Annotated in this window: 19 protein-coding genes and 1 riboswitch; all 19 genes read right to left on the reverse strand. The window is 30.2% G+C overall.

The window, feature by feature from the left end; all coding sequences use genetic code 11:
* Positions 1-4: 4 nt before the first annotated feature.
* The gene (locus tag ACU68W_RS00980) at positions 5-1,339 is read right to left on the reverse strand and encodes a TrkH family potassium uptake protein (RefSeq protein ID WP_094205771.1); all 1,335 of its coding nucleotides are present in this window, start codon (positions 1,337-1,339) and stop codon (positions 5-7) included.
* 121 nt (positions 1,340-1,460) lie between these two features.
* Positions 1,461-2,471, reverse strand: coding sequence for an aspartate--ammonia ligase (asnA, locus tag ACU68W_RS00985; protein WP_094208681.1), 1,011 nt, complete (start codon positions 2,469-2,471; stop codon positions 1,461-1,463).
* A 127-nt stretch (positions 2,472-2,598) separates the two neighbouring features.
* The gene (gene spoVG, locus ACU68W_RS00990; protein ID WP_094205773.1) at positions 2,599-2,925 is read right to left on the reverse strand and encodes a septation regulator SpoVG; all 327 of its coding nucleotides are present in this window, start codon (positions 2,923-2,925) and stop codon (positions 2,599-2,601) included.
* Positions 2,926-3,052: 127 nt separating this feature from the next.
* The gene (locus ACU68W_RS00995; RefSeq protein ID WP_446755954.1) at positions 3,053-4,051 is read right to left on the reverse strand and encodes a glycosyltransferase; all 999 of its coding nucleotides are present in this window, start codon (positions 4,049-4,051) and stop codon (positions 3,053-3,055) included.
* A gap of 6 nt (positions 4,052-4,057) precedes the next feature.
* Positions 4,058-4,579, reverse strand: coding sequence for a TVP38/TMEM64 family protein (locus tag ACU68W_RS01000; protein ID WP_242427990.1), 522 nt, complete (start codon positions 4,577-4,579; stop codon positions 4,058-4,060).
* A gap of 82 nt (positions 4,580-4,661) precedes the next feature.
* Positions 4,662-5,816, reverse strand: a complete 1,155-nt coding sequence (locus ACU68W_RS01005; RefSeq protein WP_446755955.1) for a glycosyltransferase family 4 protein — start codon at positions 5,814-5,816, stop codon at positions 4,662-4,664.
* Positions 5,817-5,927: 111 nt separating this feature from the next.
* The gene (locus tag ACU68W_RS01010; protein WP_094205777.1) at positions 5,928-6,473 is read right to left on the reverse strand and encodes a hemerythrin domain-containing protein; all 546 of its coding nucleotides are present in this window, start codon (positions 6,471-6,473) and stop codon (positions 5,928-5,930) included.
* Positions 6,474-6,572: 99 nt separating this feature from the next.
* Positions 6,573-7,220, reverse strand: a complete 648-nt coding sequence (locus tag ACU68W_RS01015) for a redox-sensing transcriptional repressor Rex (RefSeq protein ID WP_306478696.1) — start codon at positions 7,218-7,220, stop codon at positions 6,573-6,575.
* A 121-nt stretch (positions 7,221-7,341) separates the two neighbouring features.
* A complete protein-coding gene (locus ACU68W_RS01020) occupies positions 7,342-8,808 on the reverse strand; it encodes a carbon starvation CstA family protein (RefSeq protein WP_094208689.1) in 1,467 nt (488 codons plus the stop codon).
* 193 nt (positions 8,809-9,001) lie between these two features.
* Positions 9,002-9,820 (reverse strand): 2-amino-4-hydroxy-6-hydroxymethyldihydropteridine diphosphokinase, encoded by an 819-nt coding sequence (folK, locus tag ACU68W_RS01025; protein ID WP_094223526.1) that lies wholly within the window; start codon positions 9,818-9,820, stop codon positions 9,002-9,004.
* Positions 9,820-10,635 (reverse strand): dihydropteroate synthase, encoded by an 816-nt coding sequence (folP, locus tag ACU68W_RS01030; protein ID WP_094208691.1) that lies wholly within the window; start codon positions 10,633-10,635, stop codon positions 9,820-9,822. The genes folK and folP overlap by 1 nt, the downstream gene beginning before the upstream one ends.
* An 11-nt stretch (positions 10,636-10,646) precedes the next feature.
* Positions 10,647-11,126: an HD domain-containing protein gene (locus ACU68W_RS01035; RefSeq protein WP_094208692.1), complete on the reverse strand. Its 480-nt coding sequence runs from the start codon at positions 11,124-11,126 to the stop codon at positions 10,647-10,649.
* Entirely contained in the window at positions 11,126-11,680 is a 555-nt protein-coding gene (gene folE / locus ACU68W_RS01040) for a GTP cyclohydrolase I FolE (RefSeq protein ID WP_094223527.1), read from the reverse strand. The genes ACU68W_RS01035 and folE overlap by 1 nt, the downstream gene beginning before the upstream one ends.
* A gap of 100 nt (positions 11,681-11,780) precedes the next feature.
* Positions 11,781-11,869: riboswitch (THF riboswitch) on the reverse strand.
* A gap of 29 nt (positions 11,870-11,898) precedes the next feature.
* The gene (locus ACU68W_RS01045; protein ID WP_094205784.1) at positions 11,899-12,114 is read right to left on the reverse strand and encodes a hypothetical protein; all 216 of its coding nucleotides are present in this window, start codon (positions 12,112-12,114) and stop codon (positions 11,899-11,901) included.
* Positions 12,107-13,225 (reverse strand): GTPase, encoded by a 1,119-nt coding sequence (locus ACU68W_RS01050; RefSeq protein WP_446755956.1) that lies wholly within the window; start codon positions 13,223-13,225, stop codon positions 12,107-12,109. Before ACU68W_RS01050 ends, ACU68W_RS01045 begins: the two co-directional genes overlap by 8 nt.
* A gap of 103 nt (positions 13,226-13,328) precedes the next feature.
* Positions 13,329-14,948: a chaperonin GroEL gene (groL, locus tag ACU68W_RS01055; RefSeq protein WP_094223529.1), complete on the reverse strand. Its 1,620-nt coding sequence runs from the start codon at positions 14,946-14,948 to the stop codon at positions 13,329-13,331.
* A 13-nt stretch (positions 14,949-14,961) separates the two neighbouring features.
* Positions 14,962-15,246: a co-chaperone GroES gene (locus ACU68W_RS01060; protein WP_002836581.1), complete on the reverse strand. Its 285-nt coding sequence runs from the start codon at positions 15,244-15,246 to the stop codon at positions 14,962-14,964.
* A 178-nt stretch (positions 15,247-15,424) separates the two neighbouring features.
* Positions 15,425-16,309 (reverse strand): DNA-3-methyladenine glycosylase family protein, encoded by an 885-nt coding sequence (locus ACU68W_RS01065; RefSeq protein ID WP_094223530.1) that lies wholly within the window; start codon positions 16,307-16,309, stop codon positions 15,425-15,427.
* On the reverse strand, positions 16,309-17,574 hold the full coding sequence (locus ACU68W_RS01070; RefSeq protein ID WP_446755957.1) for a Glu/Leu/Phe/Val family dehydrogenase: 1,266 nt from the start codon (positions 17,572-17,574) through the stop codon (positions 16,309-16,311). The genes ACU68W_RS01065 and ACU68W_RS01070 overlap by 1 nt, the downstream gene beginning before the upstream one ends.
* Between the last annotated feature and the right edge of the window lie 2 nt (positions 17,575-17,576).

Here is a 17,576-nt window from a genome sequence, read left to right on the forward strand (position 1 = left end):
AAACCTAACCTATTATAATATTTTCGTGAGCTTCTTTATAAGCTTTTTTGTTTTTTGTATTGGATAGAGCATAAAGTATTGTTAAAGATCCAACTCTTCCAATATACATAGTTGAAATTATTAAAATTTTAGAAATACTATTGATTCCTGGAGTTAAGCTTCTGGTTAGTCCTACTGTACCAAAAGCACTTACTACTTCGAACACTACATCCAAGTATTTTGCTTTATCTATAACTAAAATTGCAAATGTAACAAAAATTACCCAAACCATTGATAAAGTAATTATAGCTAAAGCTTTTTTTACTTGTGAGAATCTAATTCTACGATTGAACACTTCTACATCTTCTTGACCTTTGATTTCGCTCAATGCAACAATAATTAACAGCGCAAATGTTGTCGTTTTAATACCTCCGGCTGTACCTGCTGGAGATCCCCCAATAAACATATTCAATATAGATAAAACACTTGAGCTGTCTAATAATTTTGATTGATCAATTGATGCAAAACCAGCCGTTCTCAATGTCACAGCTTGAAAAACCGAATTAGATATCTTGTCTGCCAAGCTTAAATTGCCTATTGTTTCTGGATTCAAAAATTCCATAGCTAAAATTAAAACTGATGTTATAGATAACATCAACACAGTTGTTGTAAGTACAATTTTTGAATGCAATGAATATTTCTTAAAATCTAATCCATTGTGCAACACATCAAGTATTACGTTAAAACCAATACCACCTATTACAATTAAAAGTCCAATTACTAACAAAATAAAAAAGTTAGTATTAATATCAATTAATGAATTTGGTCCCAAAATATCGAATCCCGCATTGCAAAAAGCAGAAATTGAATGGAAGAAACTATAAAATATTCCCTTAAATCCATACATTGGTATAAATTTCGTCATTAACAAAAAAGCACCAATTGTTTCAATAGTGAAAGTAGATATCAGTATATATCTTATGAGTTTTACCATTCCTTTCATATCAATACTATTTGTTTGCTCTTTAATAATTAATCTATCTTTTAAGGTAATTCTTCTACCCATGACAAGTGCAATCAAGGTTGCAAATGTCATAAAACCAAGTCCACCCATTTGGATTAAAATGATTATAATTAGTTTTCCTAAAACGCTCCAAGCGCTATACGTTGCAACTGTAACAAGACCTGTTACACATACGGCAGATGTTGCTGTAAACAAACAATCAATGTATGGAACTTTTGTTGCATTTTGACTTATAGGAAGTGACAATAATAACGACCCTACTATAATCAAAAAAAGAAAACTTAGAATCAATACCAATGGCGGATTGTCTTCTAAATATTTTTTTAAATGTTTCATAAACAAATCATACTACAAAAGAATTTAAAAGTAAAACATATATTGAACATTTTACAAAAAAAGAGTTACTTATTTATTGAAATAAATAACTCTCTTATAAAACTAATTTTATAACTCTAAATTATAATAATTTAATTCCCAACTTGTCACATTCTTCAAGCATTTTCTTCGGCCAAATCGATGATTGAACTTCTCCTATATGTGCTTTTTGTAAGAAGAACATACAAATTCTAGATTGACCAATACCTCCGCCTATAGATTGGGGAAGTGTATCATTAATCAGCATTTGATGATATTCTAAATTTTTCCTATCATTATTTTGTTTCTTGTCTAATTGATAAATCAATCTATCCTTATCAACTCTAATTCCCATAGAGCTTAATTCAAGGCAATTGTCTAAAACAGGATTATAAACTAATATATCTCCATTTAAGCTCCAGTCGTCGTAATCGGGAGATCTGTCAGAATGAGATTTTCCCGATTTTAAAGAATCACCAATTCCAATCAAAAACACAGATCCGTATTTTTTAGTAATCAAAGTTTCTCTTTCATCTGAAGTATTATCCGGATACATTTCTTCTAACTCTTCAGTAGTTACAAAAGTAATTTCATCTCTAAGTATTTTTTTGTAATCATCATAAGAATTAATCAACATTGTTTGAGTTTCTAAGAAACATTGATATATATTTCTTACTGTATCTTTTAAAAATCCGACATTTCTGTCTTCTTTTGAAATTACTTTTTCCCAATCCCACTGATCCACATACAATGAATGTGTGTTGTCACAAACTTCTGAAGGTCTGATAGCATTCATATCCGTATAAATCCCTTCTCCTACTGGAATCTCGTAGTTTTTTAATGCTATTCTCTTCCATTTTGCAAGTGATTGTACGATTTCCAACCTACTCATTGAACCGTCTTCCAAGAATTCAAAACCTACAGGTTTTTCGATACCATTTAAATTATCGTTAATTCCTGTATTAGCTCTAACAAATAACGGAGCAGAAACTCTAGTCAAATTTAAAGTCTCAGACAACCTATATTGAAAAAAATCTTTGATAATTTTAATAGCTTTCTGTGTTTCTAATAAATCCAAAGAGGATTTGTATCCTTTCGGTACTTTTAATTCCATAAAATATCTCCTTTATTAAAAATTAACCATATTTAATTATTATATCAAACAAACGAAATATGTAAAATATTTTTTGAATTCGGATTTACAAGAACTAAAAAAAGCACCTTGTCAGATGCTTTTTGTGTTATTCATTTTCATTTTCTGCAGTTTCTATATTTTCTTCAGTCACTGGCTCAGTTTCTTCAGAAGATTGTTTTTCAAATTCTTCATTGTATTTATTGATAACTGCTACTTCAATTTTTTCTCTGGCTGGAGAACTAATTGGATGAGCTATGTCACGATATTTATTATTACCGATTTTTCTACTAGGCATAGCTAAGAATAACCCTTCTTCGCCTTCTATAACTTTGATGTCATGAATTACTATTTCGTCATCAAAAGTAACAGAAGCAATAGCTTTTAATCTGTTATCAATATTTAGTATTTTAACTCTAACATCTGTAATTTGCATAACCTCACCACCTTGTGTTTTATATATATAATTATACCGCTAAAAAATTCTTTTGTAAATAAATGTAAATATTAAACAAAACATTTATATATAATATACTTTTGTGAGATTAAGATGTCACTAAAAATTAACCATCTTCTAATTTTAAATAAATACTTTTCAATTTTTCTCCAATTTTCTGAACACTTCGTTCTTTAACATATCTATATGCTTCCTCAACAGTAGAATATTTGCCATTTATTATATTAACAATTTTGTTTTTAAACTCATCATTGGTTTTTGCTTTGATAACTTCTTTACCATCAGTAAACATATTTTCGTAAATCTTAATGTCTCTTACCAAAACCTTTATTTTAGAAGCGAAAGCCTCTAATAGTACAATTCCTTCTGTCTCTTCTCTGGTCATAAATAGGAACAAATCACTACCTCTATAACAATCTACCAGTTCTTTTTGATCAACATATCCAGCCATAATTACATTATCTGGTTTGTTTTTAATGGCTTTTTTGATGTGAGAAGTCAATAGTTTAGGATTAGTGTGACCAAACCAAATAAATTTGTATTGCGGAAGCTCCCTTGCAACTTCTAGGAAATCATCCAGACCCTTTCTCTTCATCAAATGACCTACAGAAATAATAACTTTATCATCATCTTTCAAATTATACTTATTTCGAAATCTCTTTCTGCTATCTTTGTCGCCCTTAAATTTATCAAGGTCAATACCATTCGATAGGCTGTATATTTTCTTATTAATTCCATATCCTTCAAGTATGTTTTTCGAATATTGTGATGGAGTTATAATAATATCTCCAATATTGTAGCAACTAATAATCCATTTTTTAAAAAGTCTGCTCAATAAATTCGCTCCGCGAAAAGAATTTCTAAAATCTTCCATCGTGGAATGCCCATAATAAATAACTTTCTTACCTTGTTTCTTTGCTTTTCGTCCGAATTTTTTTGATTTTGGCATTATAGTATTTATATGAACAATATCATAATCGTCAGTTTCATCGGTTGTGTAGTCAATATTATTTAGTTTCAAAGCTTTTTCCTGGTGTTCAATCGTTTGACCTACTCCACTTTGCTTTACTAAATCATAATCACCTTTATATATCAAAATTTTCATTTATTCTTAAATCCTTAATACTAGTTTCTTAAATAATACTTCCAATCCTAATGAATAAAGAGCTATAGACATAGGCTTTCCTAATATAATTATCCAAAAATATTTTTTGAATTTCATTTTTGTTGTTCCAGCTATGTAACATAGCATATCATCTGGTGCAATTGGAAAAAATATCAAAGCCGCAAATGCATGATCAAATCTGTTCTTTTTGGTAAGAATTTTGATGTATTTGTTATATGCCCTTTCTCCAAAAATTGCTATAATCAATGGAGTACCATATTTTCTGCCAATAAAAAATACAATTATTGACCCTATACAAATACTTACATAATTGTATACAAATCCCATCCAAGATCCAAATAAAATTACACCACCCAGGCAAGTTATACCACCGGGAATTATTGGGATAATTACTTGCATAATCTGAAATAAGATAAATATCAGAACAGCTAATTTCCCAAACTGATTCATAAATTCTTGAAACTTATCGATATCTTTAAGTATTCCTGTTTTCCATGCGTAAATCATAACGCATATACTAAGTAATATTCCAATTGCATTTAGCACATGGATAATAATCTGAAATTTTTTGTTGTCAGCCTCGAGTATCTTATTGAACAGATTTTGCATGATTTTCAATTACCTTTTTATATATCTGCTCAATTTTATTTGCAAAAGAATCTTCAGTATAGTTTTCATCTACTAATTGTTTACAATTTTTACCCATTTTATCTCTAAGTTTTTCATTGTCCAGAATTTGATTTAGATAATCGATAAATTCTTCTTCTGTATCGTAACCGAATCCTGTTTTACCTTCAATCAACATCCCGTCCAAGCAGTCATCGTGCCTACAAATTATTGGTGTAGAACATGCCATTGACTCAATAAATGTCAATCCTTGTGTTTCGGATGTCGATGCAGATACGAATACATCTGCTTTGGAGTAAAAGTTTCCTACTTTTGAAGAGTCAATCATTCCTGTAAATATCAATCTATCTCTTATTTTTGAATTTGAACAAATATCTTTTAATTCTGAAAGAAATGGTCCTGCACCTGCAATAATGAACACAATATCATCTCTATCAATGTTTTCAAGATATTGAAGAATCTCGGTGATATTTTTTTCTTTACCTATTCTTCCGAGAAACAATACTATATGCTTATCTTCAGGAATTTTATAGCCACTTCGTATATCAAAATCGTCACATTCAGATAACTTATTAACATTAATTCCAGTTGGTGCCACATATATATCTTCGTGTATATTGTAATCTGTTAACAAATTATATATTTTATTAGTTGGAACTACTACACCGTCAGTAGTTTTAATAATTTGTTTCGTAAATTGTTTTGCAAGTTCCTTGCCAATCTTTTTATTCAAAGAAAAATAATGAGTGTAATCTTCGTAAACAGTGTGGTAAGTATGCAAAAGTGGAATATCCAAATCTTTCGCAATCTTTTTTGCTTGGATAAACATAGTGAATTCTGTTTGTGAATGAACTATATCTGGTTTCCAATCCATAATATCTTCATAAAATCTATTATAAAATAACTTATTCATTCTAGCGTCTGGATAAAATTTTCCAGCTCCTAAAGAGCCCATATAATAAATGTTGCCTTCTTGTTTTGAATTAAAACTATCTGAAAAAGTTAAAATCCTAACATCGTGTCCCAATCTATCCAAAGCTTTTTTTAAAGATTCAATAGATGTTACAACTCCATTTATTGTCGGTCTGTATGTATCTGTAGTTATTAATATTTTCATAAAACACCTTCCACCTTAAATTATAACATAAATGAAAGGTGTGTATTTGTTACAATAATATTACATTTTATGCAAATAAAAAAGGAATTATTACCTAATTCCTCTCATACATTACATATTAAATAATTTGTCAATTTTCTCCATCAAATTATTATGAACTTCTTTATTTTCCTCCAAAAATTTTATAGTTTCATCTTCAACTTCTTTTAATCTATCATCAGATAGATTGTTCTTTCCATAAGGATACACCACTGTATTTTCTTTTTCAATGTGTTTTTGTAAATGTCTTCTGTATCCCATTAGATTTCCTATTACTTCAACAAAATTTTCATCCGATCTGTCTTTTTCGTATTCTTTAATACTTTGACCAAGGTCAAAAATTATACCTCTTGCTATTTCATGTTCAACTAACATTCCATTCAAAACCATAACTTCACCAATTCTACCCAAATCTTCTTGCATCTTTTTAAACAATATTTCTTCTTCTTTTCTGTGGTGAAATTTATCTGCGTATTCTTTTAAAATATAAATCAATAATTCTACGAATTCAACATTTATATCCTTATTATTTATGAATTCAATTGACTTTTCTTTCATTAAATCTATTATCTTACTTATATTTTCGTGTTCTTTTTCTAAAACTAAAATACTATCCATATTACCACTCCTTTTATACAACAATTATATTATAAATAAGAAAAAAAATTTGTAACATTCGTTACAATAAAAAACGGCGTTATAAAACGCCGAATATAATTAATTTTTAGTTCCTGGATAATCTGCCAAATTATTCATGTAGTATGTTAATGTGTACAAGCTTTCATCAAGATGTACATTTTCCAATACAACATTTTTTGGTAATTTCAAATCCAATGAAGCAAAATTCCAAATACCTTTTATGCCACCCTCAACTAGCTTATCACAAACATCTTGAGCTACATCTGTTGGTAGGGCAATAACAGCTATTTCTGGTTTCTTTTCTTTTAGATACTCTTCAATTTTATCAATATCTTTGATTTCATAATCTGAAATTTTTGTACCTACCTTTTTGCCGTGGTCAAATACATCAACAATATTAAAACCTGAAGATTTAAATCCTCTGTAGTTCATTATGGCTTTTCCAATATTACCACAACCCAAAATAATTGCTTTGTAAGATTTGTTTATCCCCATAATTTTTTCAATTTCTGATTTCAATTCTTCGACATTGTATCCGTATCCTTGTTGACCAAAACCACCGAAATGATTTAAATCTTGTCTAATTTGAGAAGCAGTTAAACCTGTAATGCTGCTCAATTCTTGACTTGATACTCTTATTATTCCCTTTTGCTCGATCATTCCTAAATATCTGTAATATTTTGGAAGTCTCTTAACAACAGCTAATGATACTCTTGCCCTTGCCATATTATCACTCCATTCATTGTTATTAATATAATTATATCAAAAAAATATTTTAATTTCAATAATTCTGAAATTAATTTGAATAACAAAAAATCAAGCAGACTTAGCTGCTTGATTTTTAAAATTATCCTATTAATTCTGATTTAGTTTGTCCAATTTTACCTTTTTTAATAACAAATACTGTAAATAAAACTACGAATATGAAACCTACAATATAACTTGCCAAGTATCCATCCATTCCTAATCTCTTATCAAGTGAGAATCCTAAATCAGCATGCGCAATATAACTTGAAACTATAAATGCATAAAACATTCCTGGTATCATTGTTATAAAGTAATTTTTCTTATTGATATATAAATATACTGTAATCAACATTAAAGCAAATACAGCTACCAATTGATTAGTAAAACCGAAGTATCTCCATAATAAGTTAAATCCATTTCCATTTGTCTTGGCAAAATAAAGAATAGCGATAGCAAAAACATAAATGAGTAAGCTTAACAAAATTCTATTTTTAACATATTTCTGACTTATATTGAATTGTTCACCTATCATTAAACGAAGCGATCTAAATGCAGTATCTCCACTTGTAATTGGTAATACAATTACTCCTATAATTGCAAACAAGCCACCAATTTTGCCCATAAAAGTTTTAGAAATTATACCAACCATTAAAGTAGCGTTAGTATCCAGTGCTGTACCTCTATTGAAAAGTACCATGGCACCTGAAGCCCAACACATAGCTATAAGTCCTTCTGCAATCATCATATTGTAGAATGTGGATCTTCCTTCATGTTCATTTTTTACAGTTCTAGAAATCAATGTAATTTGTGAACCGTGAAATCCTGAAAGTATACCACATGCAACAGTTATGAAAAAAACCGGAATAAAACTTTGACCAAGAGGGTGTTTACTTAGTAAAACACCTTCTGTAATATTATGCAAATTGACTCCACCATCTAGTAAAACTCCACCTAAAACTCCAATAGCACTTATTATCAAAATAGCACCAAAAACAGGGTAGATTCTACCAATGATTTTATCAATAGGAAAAAGAGTGGCTAATAAATAGTATATAAGAATAATTCCATAAACTACCCAAATTACACTTCCATTTACATCCATATTTAAAATATCATTAACAATCAAATCACCAGGAGTATAAATAAAAACTACTCCTACTAATAGCATAAGTATCCAAATAATAATATTATAAACTTTATTTGTTGTAGATCCCATATATTTTTTTATCATTTTAGGAACTTGAGCTCCTTCATTCCTCATAGACATCATACCTATGAAATAATCATGAGTTGCTCCTGCTAAAACACAACCTATTGGAATTGTAATAAAAGCTATCGGACCAAATAAAATACCTTGAATTGGCCCCAAAATCGGTCCAGTTCCGGCTATGTTTAAAAGCTCAATAAGTTGATTTTTCCATTTTTTCATTTCTACAAAATCAACACCATCAGCAAGAGATGTTGCTGGTGTTATTCTGTCATCTGGTTTAAATACTTTTTCACAATACTTACCGTAAAAGTATCCACCAACGAATAAAATTATTATTCCAATTAAAAATAATATCATATTTTCCCCCTAATTAAAAATTTACTATGATATTATAATAATATAAATCCTATTAAAATTCAAAGAAAAATTTTTAATTGAAACTTACTCATCACGATTTCATCTTATTTTTTATGTGATAATTTCAAGTTTTCATTTATCGTATTTTTAAATAAAAAACAACGACTTAAAAATCGTTGTTTTTACAAATTTTCTATTTGCTTTCTAATTCATTCAGCAATTGCTTGAGTGTTTTATTTAAGACAGGATGTATCAAAAATTCAGCAAAATCATTCAAAGGTTCCAACACAAATTTTCTATCTTGAACATAAGGATGTGGAATTTTCAAATCATCATTATATATTATTTCATCATCACAAAATAGAATGTCGATATCTATAGTTCTAGGTCCCCATTTTTCGTGTCTTTCTCTGCCAAGATCCAACTCAATTTGTTGAGTTATTTTAAGCAAATCTTCAGGTTCTTCGTAAGATTCTATTTCAACAGCACAATTGAGAAAATCTTCCTGATCAGTTTTCCCCCAAGCTTTTGTAGTGTACATTTCAGACACGTTTTTTAATTCAATACTATTTGTGTTTTTCAATCGATCAATTGCAGAATCAACATATTCTTGTTTATCTCCAATGTTGGATCCTATTCCCAGAAAATATCTTCTTTTTTTTCTATTTATTGTCACTTTAACAGTATCAAGTGGCAAATTTATTGGAGCCCATGGTTTTTTAATTTCTACAGTAAGTTCTTGTACAATTTTGTATTTTTCAAATATAAACTCAACCAATTTATAAGCGACTGTTTCTATTAAATCTATGGATTCTGAACGAAAATAATCGTAAATTTCTTTACTCAAAACCCCATAGTGTATTGAATCTTCTAAATTATTGGAAGTTGCACCTTTTTTCATATTGTATCCCATCTTCAAAGTAACCAAAAATTTTTGTCCCAATTCTTTTTCAGATTGAAATACTCCATGGTTAGCGTATATTTCCAAATCTTTTACTAAAAGGTAGTCCATTATTTTCCTTCTCTTTTTATAGCCAAAGCCATTCTCATAGCATCATAACTTTCTTTTACATTGTGAACTCTAAAAATTGAACATCCATTCATTACACCAATAGCAGTAGTTATAGCTGTTCCAAAATCTCTTTCAGTAGCTACATCTATTCCCATAGCTTTACCAATAAATCTTTTTCTACTCGTTCCCAATAAAACAGGATATCCCAAATCGACAAATTCTCTGATTCTGTTTACTACAGTTAAATCTTTTTCGTAATCTAGTGCAAATCCAACTCCCGGATCCAATATAATTAATTCATCTTTGATTCCCGCTTTTTTTGCTAATTCAGCTGATTCTAATGTTTCTCTGTTTAAGTCCTTCATTAAGTCATTGTAATTATTATTATCTTTGTTGTGCATCAATATTACAGGAACATCTAGTTCCTTAGCGGTTTTAGCTATTTCTGGATCCGATTTCAATCCCCAAACATCATTTAAAATATCTGCCCCTTCTTTCACAACTTCTCTTAAAGTATTAGCTTTATATGTGTCTAAAGAAATTGGAATATCGAAGTTTTCTCTTATTTTTCTAATGATAGGAATAACTCTTTCAAGTTCTTCTTCAGAAGATACAGGAGTATGTCCTGGTCTTGTGGATTCAGCACCAATATCAATGATACTAGCTCCTTCGTTTATCATATCTTCGACATGTTTTACAGCTCTGTCAACTTCATTCCATTTTCCTCCGTCTGAAAAAGAATCTGGAGTGACATTCAAAATTCCCATTATATAAGCATTATTTTTAAAATCAAATTCTTTGTTTCTAATTAACATATTGTATCCTTTCAATAAATAACTGTTTTATTTTTCTTTTCTTCTGGCCAATTACAAATACTTCTAGCAGGACATCTGAAACACATCCTCGATAACTTGTCTGCTTTGTAAAAAATCTCTATAAATCTATCATCATTTTCTTCATTAGTTCTATGATGTTTAATCGCACTTATTATTCGTTTTTTTGACTCATCATTAAAATCTAAATCTTTCAAAATTTCTTGTGCAATTTCTTGTGATAATATACTGTGGTTAATCCCTGTATCTACTTCGTCAGCTCTTCCCAAATCATGCAATAGCGCTGTAACATATATTAAATCCTTATCAATATTAAGATTCTCTTCTAAGTTTATAATATAGCATATCCTAGCTACATCCATAAGATGAGAGAAATCATGTTTGCAAAATACACGAGTTTTCTCATCATCTTCAATTTTATTTATTTTTTCATTAAATAAATTGTGATTAAGGACAATGTCGGTATTTTTCATTATAATCCCATTAATCTGTATGCTTCGTTTTTCAAATCCAAATCTTCTTCAAAAGCTCCTCTTGCTACTGAAGTCATTGTTGAAGTACCTGGTTTTTTAACTCCTCTCATATTCATGCACATGTGTTCAGCTTCAATAGTAACCAAACACCCTTTACAATTTAAATATTTCATTAATGCATCAGCTATTTCTATATTTAAACGTTCTTGTAATTGTGGTTTTTTTGAATAAACGTCAACAGTTCTAGCTAATTTTGATAAACCAGCAACTCTTTTATCAGGAATATAAGCAATATTAACTTTTCCCCAGAATGGTAGTAAATGATGTTCACACATAGAATAGAAAGGAATATCCTTTTCTATAACCATATTATCATCAACTATTTCAAAAGATTTTGACAAATGCACTTTCGCATCTTGGTTTAGTCCACTAAAAATTTCTTCGTACATTCTAGCTACTCTTTGAGGTGTTTCCAATAATCCTTCTCTGTTTGGATTTTCACCAATAGCTTCTATTATCATTGACACTGCTTGTTCAATTTTTTCTTTATCCATTTAAATCCCTCTCATTTATAAAAATATAAGAGCACCCGAGAGTGCTCCAAAAAAAGCATTATCCTATATTTCAAAGATAATGCTCCCACTAATTCATATTATCAGCGGAAGCGGCATTGATATCGCAATAATTTCGTTAATGGGCAACTCCCTATCCCATTACACTAAACGCATCAACCCTACTCTGTAATTATTATTATACCACACTTATGTGATTTTTAATCTTGATATTTTAACCCATCAAAGTGAAAATAGTCAATCATATCATCATCTTCATAGATAATGATATCAGATGGTTCTCTATTTCTTTCAGCTACATTGAAACAGTCTTCAAGCTTTGCGTATTCAACAGCTCTGCAAGTATTTTGAACTGCAAAATCAAATTTTCCATCTTTGTATTTTTCAATAAAATCTTTTTTAGTTAAATCATTCATCGTCTTTCTTCTTCCTATTCTTCAAATATTCTGTGTAAGTTTTTTGCATTAATTTTTCAATTTCAGAAAAATCCATGTTAATTCCTAGCTTTTCTCTTTTAGCAATATAACTCAACACTTCTATATAGCTCATGGCTAATGCAGTAGTCATTATAGATGCAGTCGCTGCAGAAATTAATCCACCAGCCAAGCTACCTATTCCTGGAATAAACTTCAAAGCATTTGTTACTATAAATCTTCCTGCAAAAGTAGCCCCTCCAGTCCCTCCAATCGCCGCTATGATTGAAGCAACTCTTTGTTTATCCATCGATATTCCAAATATAGAATTAATATGAGCTATCATTCCAATTTGCATAGGCACTAAAATCGATGCATCTGAGAAAGGTATAGGAACAAATCCAATACCAAAAGCTGTTTTTATATATCTTTTTGCCCAACGTCTTGCCGTTTTTGTTTTTAAATCAATATCGACATGTTGGGCATTAATAAAAGAATTTTTAATTTCCTCATCTAAAAGTTCAAAACTTTTAGTCATCAGCTCTTTTAATCCTTTTTCTTCAATGACCATATCGTTAATTCGGTATGGCTTTGCAAGTATTTCAATAACATCTGCCACGTCTAAATCCAAATCTTGAATGTATTCTTTTAATTTTTCAGAATTTTCTCCTAGAGATTGTGTTAAGACTATAATTACTGGTGCGAACTGTTTTAAGGAGTTAATAAGAGATATTTCAGAATCTTCTATCCTAGACCCATTTGAGTTAATACAATAATATACCAAATGAATTCTATCTTTTTCGCCTTGACGTTTTAAATCTTTTAATAAAGTTGTTATTTCTGTAAGAACTTCTCTTTGATTTTGTGAGTTAAGTTCAAGTCCTTGAGTGTCGTATAAATTAATAGCAATATTTTCTTTAGTAATTTTTTGCAAATATTTAGTGACAGGCTTTCCAACTCCAGTCTCCACTAAATTATCTCTAAACATTCCATTAATTAAAGTCGATTTGCCAACTCCAGATTTTCCAACCAATAATATATTTATTGGACTCATTTTTTGTATTTCTTCACTTGTTTTTCCAAGCACTTCATTTATTAAATCGTAATTATTCATTATCTCACCAACTTATTGTATATATACCCGATATCCATTTTCAACTAACATTTTTAGTTCCTTGCAAAAAAAGATGAGGAATATATCCTCACCTTTGATTTGTCTACATATACGCGCCAGGACCTGGTTGAGGCATAGCTGGTTCGTCTTCTTTTATAGAAACTACTGCTGCTTCTGTTGTCAATAATAAACTTGCAACAGATGCTGCATTTTGTAATGCAGATAATGTTACTTTTGTTGGATCTACAATACCAGCTTTTAACATATCTACATATTCACCTTTGTATGCATCAAATCCAATTCCTTTGTCTTTATTTTTAACATTTTCAACTATAACAGATCCGTCGATTCCAGCATTAATTGCGATTTGTTTTACTGGTTCTTCTAAAGCTTTTAGAATTATCTTAACTCCTGTTTTTTCATCGCCTTCAACTTCATCGACAAGTTTTTCAACTTCTTCTAGAACATCTAATAGAACTGTTCCACCACCAGCTACAATACCTTCTTCAACGGCTGCTCTTGTTGCTGCAAGTGCATCTTCTATTCTCAATTTTCTTTCTTTTAATTCTGTTTCTGTAGCTGCTCCAACTTCAATTACAGCAACTCCACCAGATAATTTCGCTAATCTTTCTTGAAGTTTTTCTCTATCATATTCAGAATCAGTTTCAGGAATTCTGTTTTGAATTTGGTTAATTCTTTCTTCAATCTTAGATTGTTCACCATTTCCGTCAACAATAGTTGTCTTGTCTTTTGATACATTGACTTTTCTAGCTCTACCAAGCATATCAAATGATGCATCTTTTAGTTCGATTCCCAAATCTTCTGCGATCAATTGAGCTCCAGTTAAAATACATATATCTTCAAGCATTTCTTTTCTTCTGTCCCCAAAGCCTGGCGCCTTCACTGCTACACAGTTGAATGTTCCTCTGATTTTATTTAAAACTAATGTTGCTAATGCTTCACCTTCAACATCTTCAGCAATTATAAATAATGGCTTACCTTGTTGAACAACTTGTTCAAGTAATGGTAATATATCTTGAATGTTTGTAATCTTTCTGTCAGTAACTAAAATGAATGGATCTTCCATTGCTGCTACCATTTTGTCTGAATCAGAAACCATATAAGGAGATACATATCCTCTGTCGAATTCCATACCTTCTACAACATTTAATATTGTTCCCATAGATTTTGATTCTTCAACAGTAATTACACCATTATTTCCAACTTTTTCCATAGCTTCTGCAATTAGTTTACCAATAGTTTCATCAGCTGCTGATACGCTACCAACATTTGCTATTTCTTCTTTAGTTGTAACACTGTGACTTCTAGATTTAATAGCTTCCACGGATTTTTCAACAGCTTTTCTGATACCTTTTTGTAAAACAATTGGATTAGCACCAGCTGCTAAGTTTTTCAAGCCTTCTCTAATAATTGCTTGTGCTAAAAGTGTTGCAGTAGTTGTACCATCACCTGCTACATCATTAGTTTTAGTAGCAACTTCTTTTACTAATTGTGCACCCATGTTTTCGTATTCATCTTCAAGTTCGATTTCTCTTGCGATTGAAACACCGTCATTTGTAATCAAAGGTGCGCCATATTCTTTATCCAAAACTACATTACGACCTTTTGGTCCCAATGTAACTTTAACTGTATCTGATAATTTATTAATACCTTCTACCATGCTTTTACGAGCATCGTCTGAAAATTTGATTTGTTTTGCCATAAAATTTATCCTCCTATTCTACAACTGCTAGAATATCTTCATATTTAACTAATATATATTCTGTGTCTTCTAGTTTTATTTCTGTTCCAGCGTATTTTGAGTATATAACTTTATCTCCAACTTTAATATTGCCTTTCATTTTTTCGTCTTCTTCTACTTCAGATCCAATAGCTAAAACTTCTGCATAAACAGGAGCTTCTTTGGCTGAAGATGGGAGAACTATTCCAGAGAATGTTTTTTCTTCTTCTTTTTCTTGTTTTTTTAATACTAATCTATCACCAATAGGTTTTAAATTCATGATATCCTCCTTCAGAATCTTTTGTTAGCACTCTGACCCGTTGAGTGTTAATCCTCTTATATAATAAACCACAGTTTTGTTTTTATCAAACGTATTTATTAGCATTTAAAAGCAAATAACTCAATTTATTTTGATATTTCTTGCTTTAATTCTATTTTCTATGATGAAATTCTCAAAGTTATTTTCCGATAGTATTTTCTCTTCCATAGTAGAATAAATATTGCTGTGCATATCCAGCATAATCTCCAAACAAATCGTCCGCATATTTTGCAATTAAATTTTTATTTGTTTCTTCTTTAATAAACAAATATTCCATAACTCGTTTTATCCACACATCAACTGGAAATGTGTTGTGTCTGTTGTATGAAAAAAGCATAATACAATCAGCAACTTTTGGTCCTACTCCTGGAAGTTTAATTAATTCTTTTCTTAATTCTTCGTTTGATAAGTTATCAATTTTCAAAATATCAAACTCGTTATTTGCAACCATTTTTGACACATCTACAATTCTTTTATCTCTGAATCCAACACGGCACACTTCTCTCATTTCTTCCACTGGTACTTTTGCTAAATCTTCAGGCTTAGGAAAAGAATATAATTTTCTACCGTTAAATTCGCCCAAAAATTTTCCGTAATTTTCACAAATTATATTTACAGATTTCATAATTCTAGGTATTTGATTGTTTGCTGAGATTATGAATGAAATTATTGTAGAAAATTTATCTTGATTTAATATTCTGATTCCATCACCATATTCTAATGCGTTTTTTAAAGTTTCATTGAAAGATAATTTTTCTTTGATTTCTGAATAATCTGTTTTCAAATCAAAATAATTTTCCCATTTTTTATAGTAATCTTCTTCTGTACAGTTTTTGATATAAACGTAATCTCCAATCAAACTTACATTACAGTACATGTCACCATCAACAGTTGTATAGGACATATCGTCTTCTTTGTACCATCTAAACGCCTGTCCACATTCAAAAATGTGGGTAGGGTTAAAAGATGATTGTTCAATTTTAGTAAGTTTTAATTCATCATTAAATTCTATTTGTGTTTGCATTAATACCATCCGCGTATTTTCATTGTCTCGCTAATCTTTTTGATTGAATGTACATAAGCAGCTTGTCTCAATGTTATATTAAGCTTTTCAGATAATTCCCAAATTTCATCAAATGATTTATTAATCAATTGATATTCTTTGTCTATGACTTCTTCCTCAGACCAATAATATCCTGCTTTATTTTGTACCCATTCAAAATAAGATACAGTAACTCCACCAGAGTTTGCCAAAATATCTGGAACAATAACTACATTTTTTTCATTTAAGATTTCATCTGCATCCTTTGTTATAGGTCCATTTGCACCTTCTACAATTATTTTCGCTTTAATTGAATTAACATTTTCAGTTGTAATTGCATTTTCCAAAGCTGCAGGTATAATAACATCAACATCAGCCGCAAAAAAATCCTCATTTGAAATTACTTCGCATCCTTCAATGCTAGCAAAGTCTTTTTCTTTTGTTTGAGCAATTTCGTAGCATTCTTCAAAGTTGAATCCGTCTTCCTTGTGAATTGCAAATACTCCTCTTTGCTTATTGTATTCCATGATGTATTTGACTTTCATACCATGTTCAAGCACGTATTTTAAAGTATAAATACCAACATTACCTAATCCTTGTAATGCAACAGTCGTTTCTTCTAGTTTTTTATTCAAATTTAAAACAGCTTTTTTTGCACTTAGAGCTACTGAAAATCCTGTAGCTTCTGTTCTTCCCAATGATCCCCCAAACTCAATTGGTTTACCAGTGAAAGTTCCCATTTGATTAGTACCAGTTAATTTGTTGTACTCATCAGCCATCCAACTCATAATTTTCCCATTTGTATTAACATCTGGGGCCGGGATATCAAAATCTTCTCCTAAATATTTGTACATTCCATCAACGAATCCTCTGGATAATCTTTCCAATTCCCCTTCAGAAAGCTTTGATGGATCTACAATTATTCCACCTTTTCCTCCACCATAAGGTAGATTAGTTACTTGACATTTAAAGGTCATCCATATAGACAAAGCTTTAACTTCATCCAAGTTAACATCTTCTCTAAATCTCAAACCACCTTTTGTAGGACCCATTGCATTATTATGTTGTGATCTATATCCTTTAAATACTTTCATTGATCCATCATCCATTTTCACTGGAATATTTATTTCAATGACTCTGTAGGGATCTTTTAATAATTCATAAACGCTATCGTCTAATTTTAAAATTTCGCAAGCTTTTTTAATTTGATATCTTGCGTTTTCCAACGGATTTAATGTTTCTGTCATAT

This window comes from Finegoldia sp. P2-F-LR (assembly GCF_052932265.1).